Genomic DNA, 15,537 nt, shown 5'->3' on the forward strand with positions numbered 1-15,537 from the left:
TTCCCGTCGGAAGCGCGGACCTGTGGTGAGCCGCTGATAGGGATCGTTCGTCAGCGGCGGATGAAGGCCGCAACCACCGCGCTGGAGGTCGCGCAGACAGCGACCACCAGGAACACCAGCGAGGTCTGGTTATGCTTGTCCATGAAGTGGCCGATCATCGGCTCGCCGAGACCTGCGAACAGATAGGCGAAGAAGTTCATCACCCCGGTTGCGGTCCCTGCGCGCTTGTGGCCGACCAGATCCGGGCAAAGCGCCCAGAACGAGGATTGCGGCCCATAGGTGAAGAAGCCGCACAGGAACAGCACCGTCATCCCGAGAACGACATCCGAGGTCGGGATCGCGTACATGCACAGCGAGGTGACCGCCGCGAGCGCCATGTAGAGCACGATGGCGAGGTAGCGGCGCGAGCCGAACACCTTGTCCGAGACCCAGCCATTGCTGAACGCGCCCACCGCCATGCCGACCGGCAGCGCGATGCTGATCCAGCGCGGATCGATCACCGAGGCGGCGCCGGCCTTGGCCCAGTTGCTGCCGAGGAAGTGCACCGGCACCCATACCAAGAGGCCGTAGCGCGCCGCGTTCTGGAAACCGATCGCGACGCCGGCGACCAAAAGGCGCCAGTTCGACAGCACCGCCTTGTAGCGCGCGAGCGAACCCTCATTGGCGTCGACCGCGGCTTCCGCCGCCGAGACCTCGTCGGCCTCGTCATGCGGCGAGGCAAAGCCCATGTCCTCGGGCTTCTCGCGCGCGATCAGATAGAACGCGATGCCGCCGAGCAGCAGCAGCACCACCGGGATGCGGAAAATCCAGCGCCAGTCGAGCTGGAAGTAGCCGACCACGACCAGCGAGGTGACGAACGACAGCACCGAGGCAAGCCCCGCCGCGAATGTATAGAGCCCGTAGACCGTGCCGCGCTCGTGGCGGCCCCACCAGTTCGACAGCAGCCGGCTGCCCGGCGCCCATCCCATCGACTGGAAATAGCCGTTGATGCCCCAGAACACGGTGAGGCTGACGATGCCGGTCGAGAGGCTGGTGGCCCAGTTCATGATGAAGGAGAGGATCGCGCCGGCGCTCATCACGCGGCGGCCGCCGAACTTGTCGCCGAGATTGCCGTTGATGGCCTGCCCGACCGCGTAGCACCACAGCAGCGCCGCGCTGGCCCAGCCCAGTGCCTCCTTGGTGACGCCGAACTCGGCCTGGATGCCGGGAATGGCGAAGCCGAAGGTTTGCCGCCCGGTGTAGAAGAACAGATAACAGAACATCGCCGCGAACAGCATCCGCCACTGCGCGCGGCGGAACGATGTCGCAAGCTCCGGATTCTGGACACCGACCGAGCCGACGCCCGACGGACTGAACGTGATCGACATTGAGACCTCCCCTGATTGTTTGGTGATTGCAGTCGGCCGCCGCGTTGTTCTTGTCGTCCGCGTGCGGCCCTCGTTCGGTCGTCCCTATGGCGGCCAGGGCAGCGAATAGGTCTTGACGTTGGTGAAGCTCTTGATCGCCTCCTGCACGCCTTCCTTGTAGCCAAGGCCGGAGTCCTTGATCCCGCCGAACGGCGACATCTCGATCCGGTAACCCGGGACTTCCCAGACATTGACGGTGCCGACGTCGAGCTCATTGACGAACCGCGTGATGTAGTCGAGCCGGTTGGTGCAGACGCCCGACGACAAGCCGAACGCGGTCGCGTTCGATATCCGGATCACGCTGTCGATGTCGTTGGGCACGCGGATGATCGGGATCACCGGACCGAAGGTCTCCTGCATCACCAGCTCGCTGGTGTAAGGAATCCGGTCGACCACGGTCGGCGGATAGAGCGCGCCGTCGCGAGCGTTGCCGTGCAGCAGCTCGGCGCCGTCGGCGACGGCGGCATTGACGCGGCGCTCGAATTCCTTCGCCGCGCCCTCGTGGATCACGGTGCCGACGTCGACCGTCGGGTCCATCGGGTCGCCGCACTTCAGCTTGCTCGCCTTCTTCAGCACCAGTGCAGCGAAATCGTCGGCGACCGCCTCGACGCAGAGGATGCGCTTCACGGCGGTGCAGCGCTGGCCGGAATTCTTGGTGGCGCCGGTGACCGCGAGCTCGGCCGCCTTCTCGAGGTCGGCGTCCTCCATCACGATCAGGGGATCGTTGCCGCCGAGCTCGAGCACCAGCCGCTTGTACCCCGCCCGGTCGGCGATGTGCTTGCCGACCCTGACCGAGCCGGTGAAGGTCACGAGATCGGCGTCCGGATCGGTGATCATCGCATCGCCCATCGAATGCGGATTGCCCGTCACCACCGACAGCATCTCCGGCGGCAGCCCGGCCTCGTAGAGCACGTCGGCGAGCGCAAGCGCGGTCAGCGGCGTCAGCTCGGTCGGCTTCAGCACCACGCGGTTGTTGGTCGCGATCGCCGGCGCGATCTTGTGGCTCACCATGTTGAGCGGATGGTTGAACGGCGTGATCGCCGAGATCGCGCCGAGCAACGGCGTGCGCGTCGTGAAGATCTTGCGCGCCTTGCCCTGCGGGCTGATGTCGCAGGAGAACGTCTCGCCGTCGTCCTTGATCGCGAGCTGGCCGGCAAACGAATAGACGTCGTAGGCGCGGCCGGCTTCGTAAAGCGAATCCTTCCAGCACAGGCCGGACTCGGCGGTGATGAGCCGCGCGAATTCCTCCTTGCGGCCGGCCAGGATCTCGGCGGTGCGCAGCAGGATGCGCTGGCGCTCGTAGCGCGTCAGCTTCGGCTTGAACGCGGCCGCCCTGGCAAAGGCGCTGCGCACATGCTCCGGCCGCGCCGCCGGCACCGTGCCCACCACCCTGTTGGTGTAGGGATTGAAAACCTCGACGTGCTCGTCGGTGTCGACGAGGCTGCCTGCGATCCGCATCTGCTCGTGGCGCACGGCCGGGCTCTGGATGTTCATGGCACTGTCCTTGGGGTCCGATAGCGTCACTGGATGCGGTTGAGCGCGACGTCGAAGGCGTCGAAATTGCGCAGGGAATGGCCGGCCGGCAGCGCGATCTTGCGGTTGGCGATCAGCGGCACCCGCTCCTCGGTCAGCCCGCCATGCGAGCGCAGCGGCTCGGTCAGGCCCGACAGATCGTGACGCGACTCGCTGGTGCCGAGCACCTTGTGCCTGGTGGAGATCACGACAATGTCGCCGATCCGGTCCGGCGGCAGCTCGAACCTGGCGCAAGCCTCGTTACGGGTCAGCGCGACCTCGATGCCTCCGGTCGCGCGCAGCCGCGACAGCAGCGTGTCGACGTCGGCGCCCTCCGGCGTGTAGATGGTCGCGAACGAGCCGAGCGAACCGTGATGAGCGACATAGGGATCGGTGATCGGCAGGATCACGCGTGCGGCGCCCGCACCCGTCCAGTCGTCCATGACGTCCTGGAGGTAGATCACGTCGGGCCTGCCGTCGGGCAAGAACTTGTCGTTCATGCCGTGGTCGGCGGTCGCCACGATATTGCAGCCGAGCGCATCGAGCTTCGCAAGATAGCCGTCGATCATCGCGTAGAAGTCGTTGGCAACCTTGGTGCCAAGCCCGACCTTGTGCTGGATGTAGTCGGTGGTCGACAGGTACATCAGATCGGGACGGTAGCGCTCGACCAGCTTGACGCCGGCCGCGAACACAAAGCGGGACAGATCGGCCGAGTAGACTTCGGGCAGCGGCAGGCCGACGAAATCGAGCACATCATCGATGCCGTTGGCCGCCTTGGTGGCCTGGTCGGCCTTCTCCGACGAGAACGCGATGGCGCGGCCGCTCGAATAGTCCAGACCGTACGCAAGCAATGTGCGCAGCTTGTCCTTGGCGGTGACGGCGGCGACCTTGTAGCCGGCGTCATGGACACCGGCGAGGATGGTCGGTGCGCGCAGGAATTTCGGATCGTTCATCATGACTTCGGCGTTGTTCGCCGTGTCATAGAAGTAGTTGCCGGCGATGCCGTGCACCGCGGGCGGCCGCCCGGTGATGATCGAGAGGTTGTTCGGATTGGTGAAGCTCGGGATCACGCTGGCGGCATGAACATGCGCGCCGTCCTTCATGAAGCGCGCGAAGGTCGGCGCGACGCCGGCCTCGATCGCCTGCTCGATATAGCCGGGCTCCGAACCGTCGAGGCAGATCACGACGGTTGGCTGCGTCGGCGCGTCGTAACGGCGCCCGTTGACGGTGATTGTCTTGCGATTGTCTTGCATGATGCCTCTCCCTGTCACTGCGCCGTCGTCACGCGTTCACCGCGCTCGGCATCCGCAGCGTCTGCGCTGCCTCGATCAGCCGTTCCTTCGACCCTAAGAAGTTGCGGCCGCGCTCGCCTTCAAGCGAGTCCGCGATCAGCGCGTGCCATTCCGCGCGCTCGATCCTGTAGGCGGCCGGATTGCAGGAGATGCCGAGCCGCGCCATGAAGTCCTCGAGATCGTCGGCCGCCCGCGCCAGGTCGGCGCCGAAGATCTGCTTCAAGCTGTCCTCGCAGAGCCCGCCCGCCCCTTTGACGCTCCGCAGCACCATCGGCAGCGAGAACGAACAGGCGATTCCGTGCTGCACGCCGTGCCGCAGCGTGATCGGATAGGACAGCGAATGCGCGATCGCGGTCTTGGTGTTGGAGAACGCCAGGCCCGCGAACAGCGCCGCCTGCGCCATGCGGCTGCGCAGCTCGAGATTGCCGAGGTCATTGGCGAGCTTCGGCAGCACGTCGAGGATGCTGCGCGCCGCGGCCACCGCGTGGTTGGCCGACACCGGATTGTTGTTGACGTTCCAGATGCTCTCCAGCGCGTGCGACAGCGCGTCGAGCCCGGTGCTGATGGTGAGGAGTTGCGGCTTGCCGAGCATCAGGCGCGGATCGATCACCGCATGGGTCGGATAGAGCGACGGACGCGCCAGCGAATATTTCTTGCCGTTGGCCTCGTCCCACACCGTGCCCCAGCAGGTCACCTCGCTGCCGGTGCCTGCGGTGGTCGGCACCGCGATGATCGGGATCGCCGCGAGACGCTCGGCGCCCTGCTGCGTCTCCAGATAGGTCTTGACGGTCGCGAAGTCGCCGCTGGCGGCCGCGAACACCTTTGCGGAGTCGATCACCGAGCCGCCGCCGAGCGCGACGATCACCTCGGGCTGCCTCGCGAGCCCGGCAAAACGCGCGGTCTGCTCGGTGAGCAGGCGGTAGTCCGGATTGGGCGCGACGTCGCGGATGGTCAGGACCGACGGTCCCGCTACGGCGCGCAGCCGCCGCTCGAGCTCGTCGAAGACCGGCTCGCCATAGGTCACGAGCGCATAGGCGCGCTTGCCGATCAGTCCCGGCAGCTTGTCGAAGCTGTCGGCTCCGAATTCGATCCTCACCGGGTTGGAATAAGTCCAGTCCATCCGCGCGTCCTCCGTTTGGCGCGAAGGTACGGCGCCGGCTGCTATTGACAAATTCATTCTACGGATGCGTTCTATTGATTATGTCAATAGTGTTCAGCCAGCTGCGCGCCTTCCATGCGGTCGCCACCCATGGCGGCTTCACCGCGGCCTCCCGCGTGCTCAATGTCGGTCAGCCGACGCTGACCATTCAGGTCAAGGAGCTGGAGGAGAGCTACGGCGTCGAGCTCTTGATCCGGAAGCCGCGCCACACCGAGCTCACCGAGGCCGGCGCCGCGCTGTTCGAGATCACCCGCGGCATCATGACGTTCTGCGACGAGGCGCACGACCTGTTGGCCGCGCACGGCAAGGCCACCAAGGGACACCTGCGGGTCGCGACCGTCGGGCCGTTCCATGCCACCGAAATCATCGCGGCGTTCAAGCGCGATCATCCGGAGGTGCAGATCTCGACCCTGCTCGGCAATTCCGAACGCACCTTCCGCCACATCGTCGACTTCGAAGCGGATGTGGCGATCCTGGCGGAGGTCCCGGAAGATCCGCGCGTCACCATGATCCCCTACCGCACGCACCGCGTGATCGTGTTCGTCAACCGCGACCATCCCTGGTTCAAGCGCAAGTCGGTGAGGCTGCGCGAGCTGGCCGACCAGCCGATCGTGCTGCGCGAGCGCGGCTCGACCACCCGGCGCGCGTTCGAGGCGACGATGCAGGCCGAGGGCATCCGGATCGAACCGGTGTTCGAGATCGAGAGTCGCGAGGGCGTGTGGAAGGCGGTCGAGCGCGGCCTCGGCATCAGCGTCGTCGCCGACTTCGAATTCGTGCCGCATCCCAATCTGCGCGCGCTGGAGATCAGCGACCGCACCATCAAGACCCAGTACAGCATCGCGCATCACAGCGGCCGCGGTCATTCCCCGATCATCAAGGCGTTCATCGACACTGTCCGGCGGATGAAGGGTCGTGATGCTACCGCGAGGGGACCGCAGCGGTTGTAGTCACGCCAGAGTCGATGTGGATTTATTCCGCAGGCGCCGACGAAGGCGCGGATTTGGTTCGCGGCAGCATGGTTAGTGCGATCAGCGCCGACAGGCTGAGGCCCGCCGACACTACGACCACTGCCCGGCCCATCGGCTCGATCAAGAGCCCGAACGCCAGCGGCGCAACCGCCTGGCATATACGCGACGGCGCCCCGATCAATCCGAGCCGATAGGCATAGTTCTCCGATCCGAAGATCGCGAGCGGCAGCGTTCCCCGCGCGATCGTCAGGATGCCGTTGCCGGCACCGTGCAGAAGAGCAAAAGCGGCCGCAGCACCGCCTCCGAAGATGCCGATGACGCACGCCCCGATCGGATGGGTAAGGCAGGCAAGCCGTGTCGAGAGCAGCGGATGGAAGCGACTGAGAAAGCCCGCCTCGAGAATACGCGCGGCGACCTGCGCCGGACCGATCATCATGCCCGCGAACACGGCCTGTGCCGGCGTCGCCCCGAAGGCTTCCACGATCCGCGGCAGATGTGCCGCCATCGCGGACGTCACCGTCCAGGCGGCGGCGAAGGCGAATGAAAGCACCACCATGGTCCGATCAATCCGGATATGGGGCTTCACATGCAAAGCTTGGGATGAAGCCGCCCGTTCGGTGCGTGGCAGCAGTAGATTGAGTGGCAGTCCGATAACGAGATGGGCAATCGCCCAGGCATAGCAGGTCTCGCGCCAGCCGATCGTGGCGAGGCCCAGCGAACTCAGCGGCCAGCCGACCGTGCTGGCGAATCCCGCGATCAGCGTGATGCCCGTGATCGAGGCCCGCGCATCGTTGCCATAGATGCGTCCGAGCGTGCCGAACGCAGCGTCGTAGAGTCCGAGCCCCATGCCGATGCCGAGCAGCAGCCACGCCGCCGACATCGTCCACACCGACCCGGAGGCACCGAGCAAGGCGAGCCCCGCAGCGAGGACGACGTTCGAGGCGCAGAGCACCTGCCGCCCGCCGACGCGATCGATCTGCCGGCCGACGCGCGGACCAAGCAGCCCGGAGATCACCAACGATGCGGAAAATGCCGCAAAGAACCAATTGCTGGAAATTCCGAGATCGTGCGCGATCGGATCGGCGAGTATCGCGGGCAGATAGTAACTCGAACCCCAGGCAAGGGTCTGGGCCGTACCGAGCGCCGCAATGATCGTGAGTCGACTGCGGCCCATCAGGAGCAGCCACAACCGGCGCGACCTGCCGCCTTGGCAGATGCGTCGTCCGCGCAGCAGGCGTCGGCTCCAGCTGGGGCCGGGCCCCCGCAGCAGCCGCTCGCAGCGCCTCCGCCCTCGACGCCTCCACGTGTACAAACGCCGGTCTCGGGCAATTCGAGCTCCAAAAAATCAGGCGGCTGATTGCGCCGCGCCGCAGCCGGACTCCTCGATGCAGCATTCGGCGACGAGGAAATTCACCAGCGTCTGCATCGCATCGTACTCCGCGTGACAAACCAGCGTCGTGCCTTCGCGCTTCTGAGAGACAAGGCCTACCGAAACCAGCCCCTTCACGTGGTGCGACAGCGTGGACGCAGGAATCTTGAGCCGTTCCTGCAGGCGACCGACGGGCATGCCTGCATGGCCCGCACGGACGAGCGCTCGATAGATCTTGAGCCTCGTTGGATTGCCCAAGGCCTCAAGGCGCGCTGCTGCATCATCGATCTTCATGATCACATCATGCATCCACATCCCCACCGCCGTCAATCGATATTTCTAGAATGTTCGAAATATTCGGATGCGTCGGTCGCACCGAACGCAAAATCCGGTTGACTCCCGGCAATACTTCCATAAATCTGGATATATGGAAACTGAAGTAGCCGTTCTGGCCCTCGCAGCCCTTTCGCAGTCGACCCGTCTGGAAGCATTCCGGGCGCTCGTCAAACACGAACCCGAGGGATTGGCCGCGGGCGATCTCGCCCGTCTCCTGGAAGTGCCCCAGAACACCTTGTCGGCGCATTTGTCGATCCTCACCCGGGCCCGCCTCGTCAGCTCGCAGAGGCGGAGCCGATCAATCGTCTATCGCGCCAACCTGGACGAGTTTCGCAACGTCGCGGTGTTCCTGCTTCGGGATTGCTGCGACGGCCGGCCCGAGGTCTGCGCGCCGGTCGTCGAGAGCTTGCAACCGTGTTGCCCTCCGCCGCGAAAGGAGCGAAGCCGTGCCTGACCATCCGTACAACGTGCTGTTCCTCTGCACCGGCAATTCCGCGCGTTCGATCCTCGCAGAATCGATCCTGCGAAAAGATGGAGCCGGCCGTTTCAGAACCTTTTCTGCCGGGAGCTCTCCGAAGGGCGCGGTGCACCCGTTGGCGCTGCACACGCTCGAGAGCCTGAACTACCCGGTTGATGACATGCGCTCGAAGAGCTGGCTGGAATTCGCCGCTCCTGATGCGCCGGTGATGGATTTCGTCTTTACCGTCTGTGACAACGCCGCCGGCGAGGCCTGCCCGGTCTGGCCGGGTCAGCCGATGACTGCCCATTGGGGCATCGAAGACCCTGCCGAGGCCACCGGCACCGAGCTGGAAAAACAGGCGGCCTTCATGACTGCGTTCCGATACCTGAAGAACCGGATCGGCGTCTTCATCAACCTTCCACTGCGTAGCATCGACAAGCTCTCGCTGGGCACCAAGCTGCGCGAGATCGGGCGTTCCGAGGGCGCGACGTCCTCACGAAACGACGTGGCATGAAACAATGAACATCTTTGAAAAATACCTCACCCTTTGGGTAGCGCTCTGCATCGTGGCCGGCGTCGCACTTGGGCACATCATGCCCGGCTTCTTCGGCGCGGTCGCTTCCGCCGAGATCGCCAAGGTCAACCTGCCGGTCGCGATGCTCATCTGGCTGATGATCGTGCCGATGTTGCTCAAGATCGACTTCGGTTCGCTGGGCCGGGTTCGCGAGCACTGGCGGGGTGTCGGCGTCACGCTGTTCATCAACTGGGCCGTCAAGCCATTCTCGATGGCGCTGCTGGGATCGTTCTTCATCGGCCACGTCTTTGCGCCCTTGCTCCCGCCCGGACAGATTTCCTCCTACATCGCGGGCCTGATCCTGCTCGCGGCTGCGCCCTGCACCGCGATGGTGTTCGTATGGTCCAACCTCTGCGACGGCGAGCCTCACTACACGCTTAGTCAGGTCGCGCTGAATGATACGATCATGGTGTTCCTGTTCGCGCCGCTGGTAGGCCTTCTGTTGGGCGTGGCATCGATCACCGTTCCCTGGGGTACGTTGCTGCTTTCGGTCGTCCTGTACATCGTGGTGCCCGTCGTGATCGCTCAGGTCTGGCGGGGCGTGCTACTGCGCAGCGGCGGCGGAGCATTCGACCGCACGATGCGCCTGCTGCAGCCGATCTCGCTCGTCGCGTTGCTTGCGACCCTCGTTTTGCTGTTCGGATTTCAAGGCGAGCAGATCATCAGGCAGCCGACCGTCATCGCAATTCTGGCGGTGCCGATCCTGATCCAGGTCTACCTCAATGCGGGGCTGGCCTATTGGCTGAGCCGGCGTTTCGGCGTCGCCTGGTGCGTGGCTGCTCCTGCGGCCCTGATCGGCGCCAGCAACTTCTTTGAACTCGCGGTGGCCGCTGCCATCAGTCTGTTCGGCCTTGATTCCGGAGCCGCGCTGGCGACGGTCGTGGGCGTTCTCGTCGAGGTCCCCGTGATGCTCTCGGTGGTTCGCATCGTGAAGGCAACGAGAGGCTGGTATGAATCCGGAACTGGCGTCTCGGCACCGGCGTCAGCAATGGAGGCGCGTCAATGACCGTCACGATCTATCATAACCCGGATTGCGGCACCTCGCGCAACACGCTGGCGATGATCCGGCAAAGCGGCACTGAGCCTGTCGTCATCGAATATCTCAAGGCGCCGCCGTCGCGCGAGACACTCAAGGAGCTGATTACCGCGATGGGAATGCCCGTGCGCTCCCTGCTGCGCGAGAAGGGAACGCCTTACAAGGAGCTCGGCCTGGACCAGCCGAAATGGACGGACGAGGAGTTGCTCGATTTCATGCTGGCACATCCCATTCTCATCAACCGGCCGATCGTGGTGACGCCGAAAGGCGTGCAATTGTGCCGGCCATCGGAGGCCGTCATCGATCTTCTGGACTCACCGGTTGGACGGTTTGTGAAGGAAGACGGCGAAGTAGTAGCGGCGCGATGACGGGCTGATGCGGCCGACGCAGCACCACTGGGTGCGACAATCGGCCCCGACGGGCAACTCAGCAAAACCTGTCAATCACTCGGCGCAAAAATATTTCGCTTTATCCGAAGAGCAACTCAGTGTATAGACGTACCCGTCTCACCCGATCGAGGGGCGCTGCGCATCGTCACGGGTGTTGCGGTGAGATGCGGTGGACGCGGCAAGCGCAACTGACGAGTGCGCATGAAGCGGACGGTGAAATCGTGCAGGCCTGACGCCCTAGCGGCAGGTGTCTCTTCGCAGGACGTGAATGCGTCGTTGCGAAGACGGTGACAAAAAAGCCCAGTCTCGCCGGGGAGAGCACGTATAAGCCGTAACCCATCGCGCAGGGAAAGCCGGGTTGTTTCCGGTTACACCTGTGGTCCTACCCCCCGTGCTTTCTACCTTTTGCACGGGGCCCATGGGTGCGATCGGCACCCGGCTTTCCCTGCGCCCTCTTCAAGAGAGAGGGCGAAACGAAATCCAAAGCTCGGACAATTCATGTCGCGAGAATGCGGAAGTTTGACTCACAGCCAGCGCAACAAACTCATCGTCGTCCCTGCGAAAGCAGGGACCCATACTCCGCAGCGAAAGTTGGGGACGGGACTCGTCGTTCCAGCGTCGCATAACGATCAGCATGGTGGTTATGGGTCCCTGCTTTCGCAGGGACGACACCGAGATTGCAGCAATGATGGCGAACTACGCCCTACCCGCTCAAGCCGCCGTCGGCTCGCTCGACAACGCGGCGAACACCGTCTCCGGCGAATGGGCGATCACGGCGAGCAGCGCGCGGGCAGGTCCGCGCGGCGCGCGCTTGCCCTGCTCCCAGTTGCGGATGGTTTCCACGGGCACGCCGAGCTTGGCGGCGAATTCGAGTTGGGTGAGCTGGGCCCGGCGGCGCAGATCGCGCACGGCCGGCTGCGCGGCGGCAGGCTGCATCGCCGCCTGGTCCGGATGTGCGGGCACGAGCGGGACTTCCTGCCCGTCGCGCAATTCGACGATCCGTCCGTCCGCCTTGAGCCGCAACCGCTGCATGATGGCCCCCGTGATGGCCCCTTGGAGATAGCGGCATCATCGATGAAGCGCGTTAAGTTCGGATTAACGATAAGCGGCCCGGCGCGGCTCGCGCCCGAACCATGCGCCGCCCTGCCCGCGAGCGCGTTACTTGAGGCCGAACCACAGCGTGGCGATGCCGAGGAACGAGAAGAAGCCGACCACGTCGGTGACGGTCGTGACGAAAGTGCCGGAGGCGACCGCGGGATCGGCCCGCACCCGTTCCAGCACCATCGGGATCAGGATGCCGCCGAGCGCGCCGGCCACCAGATTGCAGATGATTGCAAGCCCGATCACGATGCCGAGGCCGGGGATCTTGAACCAGGCCACCGCGGCGATGCCGGTGATGACGGCAAAGGCGATGCCGTTGACGAGCCCAACCATGGTCTCGCGCAGCACCACGCGCATCGCGTTGTAGGAGCCGAGCTCGCGGGTGGCGAGCGCGCGCACCGCGACCGTCATGGTCTGGGTCGCGGCATTGCCGCCCTGGCTCGCCACGATCGGCGCCAGCACCGCGAGCGCCACCATCTTCTCGAGCTGGCCCTCAAACAGGCCGAGCACCGACGAGGCCAGGAACGCGGTGGCGAGATTGACCAAGAGCCAGTTGAAGCGGCCGCGGGCGATGGTCCACACCGTGTCGGACAGCTCTTCGTCACTGGTGACGCCGCCGAGCGCCTTCAAGTCCTCGTCGGCCTCCTCCTCGATCACGTCGACGACGTCGTCGATGGTGATCACGCCGACCAGCCGGTCGATGGTGTCGACCACGGGAGCTGCGACCAGATTGTACTTGCCGAACATCCGCGCGACCTCCTCCTGGTCCTCCAGCGCGGAGACCCGGCGGCGGTCCTCGTCGATCAGGTCCTTGATCGGGACCGGACGGCGCGTGCGCAGCAGCACGTCGAGCGGCACGGCGCCGAGCAAATGCTTGCCGGTGTCGACCACATAGATTTCGTAGAAGCGATCCGGCAGATCCGGCGTGTCGCGCATGTAGTCGATTGCCTGCCCGACATTCCAATCCGGCGGGACCGCGATGAACTCGGTCTGCATCCGCCGACCGGCGGAATTCTCCGGGTACAGCAGGCTGCGCTCGATGTCCTCGCGCTCGGCCGCCGGCAGCTTCTCCAGGATCTCTTCCTGGTCCTCCTCGTCGAGGCTCTCCAGCAGCTCGACGGCGTCGTCGGATTCGAGCTCCCGGACGCCCTCGGCAACCGTCTCCGGCTTGAGTTCCTCGAGGATCTCCTCGCGGACCGTCTCGTCGACCTCGTTGAGCGCCGAGAAGTCGAAATCGGTGCCGGTGATCTCGACCAGGGTGACGCGGTCGTCCGGCGCCAGCGCCGCGATCAGGTCGCCGAGATCGGCCTCGTGCAGTTCCGCCACCACCTCGCACAGCAGCGGCCGGTCGGCGGCGTGGATGGCCCGGGTGATCGCCGCGACGAATTCGCCGCGGAGCTCACCCTCCTCGTTCCGCATCGGCATCCGGGCCAGCGGGTCGGCCTCCGCGGGTTCGGCAGCGTCGAAATTCTCGGCCATGCCGTGTTTCGCCGGTTTGACAGGAGGGGAAAAACTGGTTGGATGAGTGCGGAACGGATTACCCAATCGGCAGGGGCCAGTGCAATGAGAAAGATGTCGGGCGCACCGCGACCGCTCCGGAAGGCTTTCGCGGCGCTGGTCGCGCTCGCGCCTGTTGCACTGTGCGGCTCGGCGCACGCCGCCGAATGCCAGCGCAAGGACGCGCTCGGCACCTCACGTGTGCTCGAGGTCGACCCTGCGACCTATCCGCGCGTCGGGTTGAAGAGCTTTCCGCAGACCCTGCCGCTCAGGGATGGCGAGATCGTGCTGACCTTCGACGACGGTCCGACGCCGGGGGTCACCGACAAGGTGCTGACGGCGCTGGCGGCCGAATGCGTGCAGGCCACCTTCTTCATGGTCGGCCGCAACGCGGCCGATCATCCCGATATGGTCCGCAAGATCGCGCGCCTCGGCCACTCCATCGGCTATCACAGCTGGGACCATCCGCATCTCAACAAGATGCCGACGGATCAGGCCGAGGCGAACATCAACCGGGGGATCGAAGCGGTCCAGACGGCCCTGCGCGGCACCGCAAGCACGGTCCCGAGCACGCCGTTCTTCCGGTTCCCCTATTTCGAGTCGACGCCCGCGCTGCTCGATCGCCTGGAAAAGCGCGGTATCGCGGTGTTCGGAGCCGATTTCTGGGCCAGCGATTGGAACAAGATGACCCCCGAGGAGGAACTCAAGCTGCTCACCGGGCGGCTCGAAGGCCACCGCAAGGGAATTATCCTGCTGCATGACCCGCAAATGCGGACAGCCGAGATGCTGCCCGCCTTCTTGAGGTACCTGCAGGAGCATAATTACCACGTCGTCCACATCGTCCCGCCGGCGATGAAAACCGTGTCCGACCGGACACATTGAACCCGGGACCCAAGGTGGATTACAGACCGTTAAGGCGGCATTCATCGCGCCGCACCTAAGGATTCGTCAGTGCGTTTGGAATGCGGCCGAGATTCGATGATTGCAAACGTCATGGTGATGATCCGGAAGCGGTCGCGGACCGTGGTCCGCGCGGCGCTGCTGGGCTGCGGCCTGATGACGCCGTACGCCGCCCTCGCCGCAGACTGCCCTAACCCCAACGCACTCGGCACCTCGCGGACCCTCGTCGTCGATCCCAAGGAGCATCCCCGGATCGGCACCATGCAGTATCCGGAGACCTTGCCGCTCGCCGATCACGAAGTGGTACTGACCTTCGACGACGGACCGCTGCCGAAATACAGCAACCAGGTGCTGGCCATTCTCGCCAGCCAGTGCGTCAAGGCGACCTTCTTCACCATCGGGTCCCAGGCCCGGTTCAATCCGGAGGGCGTGCGCAAGCTGATCGCGGCCGGACATTCCGTCGGCACGCACAGCCAGAACCATCCGCTGACGATGAACAAGATGCCGCTCGAGAAGGTGCGGCAGGAGGTCGACGACGGCATCGCCTCGACGCTCGCCGCGCTCAATGGCGACAAGAGCAAGCTCGCGCCGTTCTTCCGGATTCCCGGCCTGATGCGCGCCGAGATCCCGGAGGCCTATCTGGCGTCACAGGGCATCCAGGTCTGGAGCGCCGACTTCCCGGCGGACGACTGGCGCCACATCTCGCCGCAGCGGGTCTATGAGCTCGCGATCCAGCGGATCGAAGCCAAGCGCAAGGGCATCCTGCTGCTGCACGACATCCAGCCGCGCACCGTTGCGGCGCTGCCGCGCATCCTCAACACGTTGAAGGAGCGCGGCTACCGGATCGTTCATGTCGTGCCCGCAACGCCCGATCGCCCGGCGACGCCGACCCAGCCGCAGCAATGGTACCTGCATCCGCCGACAGAGACGGTGGCGACCACGCGCTGGCCCAGGATTCCGAACTTCGTCTTCACCGCGACGCGGACGCTGCCTGCCCCGGTGCTTGCCGACATGGATTGGCGCGATGCCGACATCCTCGACCACGCACAGCGCACCCGGGTCGCGATGCCCGTCCGCACGCTGTGGCCGCAGCCGCAGCTTGCGCGCTTCGCATCGGTCTCGACATTGCCTATCCCGGCGTCCGACGTGTTCCGCGTTCCCGAAGCACTCGACCTGACCCTGCTCGCAGCCCGATCGGCGGCCGATCGCCGCCTCGCGCGGCGCGCGACCGTTGGCGTTGGCGTATCGCGCGCGCAGGCGTTCTCCGCGCGCCAGGCCAGGCATCCGAAGCAGGCTGCGCATCAGGCGCCGACCGCAGCGCACAGCAGAGCCCACGGCGCACCCTTGCATGTCGCGCCGCCGGCTGCGGAGAATGCTTCAGTCCACGTCGCCAATAATGTGAAGAAGCGCGCGCCGCGCGCCGAGGCGTCGGCTGGCAGACGCGTGCCTGATTGACGGGATCTAGTGTCCTGAACCAGAAGTTCGCAACATCGCGTCGTGTTTTGGCGGGGCATTGTAGCGGCAGAAGCGCTCGATGG

General features: G+C 65.1%; 16 protein-coding genes and 1 pseudogene. 7 read left to right on the forward strand and 10 right to left on the reverse strand.

The window, feature by feature from the left end; genetic code table 11:
• Positions 1 to 50: 50 nt before the first annotated feature.
• From PMN64_RS28055 to psrA, 4 genes are all read right to left on the reverse strand, one after another.
• Positions 51 to 1,367, reverse strand: a complete 1,317-nt coding sequence (locus PMN64_RS28055) for an MFS transporter (protein ID WP_080686905.1) — start codon at positions 1,365 to 1,367, stop codon at positions 51 to 53.
• An 84-nt stretch (positions 1,368 to 1,451) separates the two neighbouring features.
• Positions 1,452 to 2,900: a phosphonoacetaldehyde dehydrogenase gene (phnY, locus tag PMN64_RS28060; RefSeq protein ID WP_411782989.1), complete on the reverse strand. Its 1,449-nt coding sequence runs from the start codon at positions 2,898 to 2,900 to the stop codon at positions 1,452 to 1,454.
• 26 nt (positions 2,901 to 2,926) lie between these two features.
• On the reverse strand, positions 2,927 to 4,174 hold the full coding sequence (phnA, locus tag PMN64_RS28065; protein ID WP_411782998.1) for a phosphonoacetate hydrolase: 1,248 nt from the start codon (positions 4,172 to 4,174) through the stop codon (positions 2,927 to 2,929).
• Between the two features lie 25 nt (positions 4,175 to 4,199).
• Positions 4,200 to 5,330 carry an iron-containing alcohol dehydrogenase PsrA gene (psrA, locus tag PMN64_RS28070; protein WP_411782990.1) on the reverse strand — a complete coding sequence of 377 codons (1,131 nt, stop codon included), beginning with the start codon at positions 5,328 to 5,330 and terminating at the stop codon, positions 4,200 to 4,202.
• Positions 5,331 to 5,410: 80 nt separating this feature from the next.
• Between psrA and PMN64_RS28075 the strand changes: the two genes are divergently transcribed.
• A complete protein-coding gene (locus PMN64_RS28075; RefSeq protein ID WP_411782999.1) occupies positions 5,411 to 6,316 on the forward strand; it encodes a LysR substrate-binding domain-containing protein in 906 nt (301 codons plus the stop codon).
• 22 nt (positions 6,317 to 6,338) lie between these two features.
• On the opposite strand, the gene PMN64_RS28080 is transcribed toward PMN64_RS28075, so the two are convergent.
• From PMN64_RS28080 to PMN64_RS28095, 4 genes and pseudogenes are all read right to left on the reverse strand, one after another.
• A complete protein-coding gene (locus PMN64_RS28080; protein WP_411782991.1) occupies positions 6,339 to 7,511 on the reverse strand; it encodes an MFS transporter in 1,173 nt (390 codons plus the stop codon).
• A pseudogene (locus PMN64_RS28085) lies at positions 7,511 to 7,744 on the reverse strand (FAD-dependent oxidoreductase); the annotation flags it as partial. The gene PMN64_RS28080 and the pseudogene PMN64_RS28085, both read right to left, overlap by 1 nt.
• Positions 7,683 to 8,000 (reverse strand): ArsR/SmtB family transcription factor, encoded by a 318-nt coding sequence (locus PMN64_RS28090; protein WP_026192869.1) that lies wholly within the window; start codon positions 7,998 to 8,000, stop codon positions 7,683 to 7,685. The gene PMN64_RS28090 and the pseudogene PMN64_RS28085, both read right to left, overlap by 62 nt.
• Positions 8,001 to 8,007: 7 nt before the next feature.
• Positions 8,008 to 8,289, reverse strand: coding sequence for a hypothetical protein (locus tag PMN64_RS28095; RefSeq protein ID WP_304500458.1), 282 nt, complete (start codon positions 8,287 to 8,289; stop codon positions 8,008 to 8,010).
• Between PMN64_RS28095 and PMN64_RS28100 the strand changes: the two genes are divergently transcribed.
• The 4 genes from PMN64_RS28100 to arsC are packed head-to-tail and all read left to right on the forward strand — an operon-like array spanning position 8,188 to position 10,480.
• Positions 8,188 to 8,496: an ArsR/SmtB family transcription factor gene (locus PMN64_RS28100; protein ID WP_411783000.1), complete on the forward strand. Its 309-nt coding sequence runs from the start codon at positions 8,188 to 8,190 to the stop codon at positions 8,494 to 8,496. The genes PMN64_RS28095 and PMN64_RS28100 overlap by 102 nt on opposite strands.
• Positions 8,489 to 9,016: an arsenate reductase ArsC gene (locus PMN64_RS28105; RefSeq protein WP_304495702.1), complete on the forward strand. Its 528-nt coding sequence runs from the start codon at positions 8,489 to 8,491 to the stop codon at positions 9,014 to 9,016. The genes PMN64_RS28100 and PMN64_RS28105 overlap by 8 nt, the downstream gene beginning before the upstream one ends.
• Positions 9,017 to 9,020: 4 nt before the next feature.
• A complete protein-coding gene (gene arsB / locus PMN64_RS28110; RefSeq protein WP_411782992.1) occupies positions 9,021 to 10,082 on the forward strand; it encodes an ACR3 family arsenite efflux transporter in 1,062 nt (353 codons plus the stop codon).
• A complete protein-coding gene (gene arsC, locus PMN64_RS28115; RefSeq protein WP_411782993.1) occupies positions 10,079 to 10,480 on the forward strand; it encodes an arsenate reductase (glutaredoxin) in 402 nt (133 codons plus the stop codon). The genes arsB and arsC overlap by 4 nt, the downstream gene beginning before the upstream one ends.
• 732 nt (positions 10,481 to 11,212) lie before the next feature.
• Here arsC and PMN64_RS28120 read toward each other — a convergent pair.
• Positions 11,213 to 11,533 (reverse strand): helix-turn-helix domain-containing protein, encoded by a 321-nt coding sequence (locus PMN64_RS28120; protein WP_411782994.1) that lies wholly within the window; start codon positions 11,531 to 11,533, stop codon positions 11,213 to 11,215.
• Between the two features lie 126 nt (positions 11,534 to 11,659).
• The gene (gene mgtE, locus PMN64_RS28125) at positions 11,660 to 13,081 is read right to left on the reverse strand and encodes a magnesium transporter (RefSeq protein ID WP_411782995.1); all 1,422 of its coding nucleotides are present in this window, start codon (positions 13,079 to 13,081) and stop codon (positions 11,660 to 11,662) included.
• 84 nt (positions 13,082 to 13,165) lie between these two features.
• Here mgtE and PMN64_RS28130 point away from each other — a divergent pair, with 84 nt between their 5' ends.
• Both PMN64_RS28130 and PMN64_RS28135 read left to right on the forward strand, forming a co-directional pair.
• Positions 13,166 to 13,981, forward strand: a complete 816-nt coding sequence (locus tag PMN64_RS28130) for a polysaccharide deacetylase family protein (protein WP_411783001.1) — start codon at positions 13,166 to 13,168, stop codon at positions 13,979 to 13,981.
• Positions 13,982 to 14,077: 96 nt separating this feature from the next.
• Entirely contained in the window at positions 14,078 to 15,454 is a 1,377-nt protein-coding gene (locus PMN64_RS28135; protein ID WP_411782996.1) for a polysaccharide deacetylase family protein, read from the forward strand.
• Positions 15,455 to 15,537: the final 83 nt, after the last annotated feature.

Origin of the sequence: Bradyrhizobium sp. UFLA01-814 (assembly GCF_046718885.1) — a bacterium.
GTDB classification, from domain to species: Bacteria; Pseudomonadota; Alphaproteobacteria; order Rhizobiales; family Xanthobacteraceae; genus Bradyrhizobium; species Bradyrhizobium elkanii.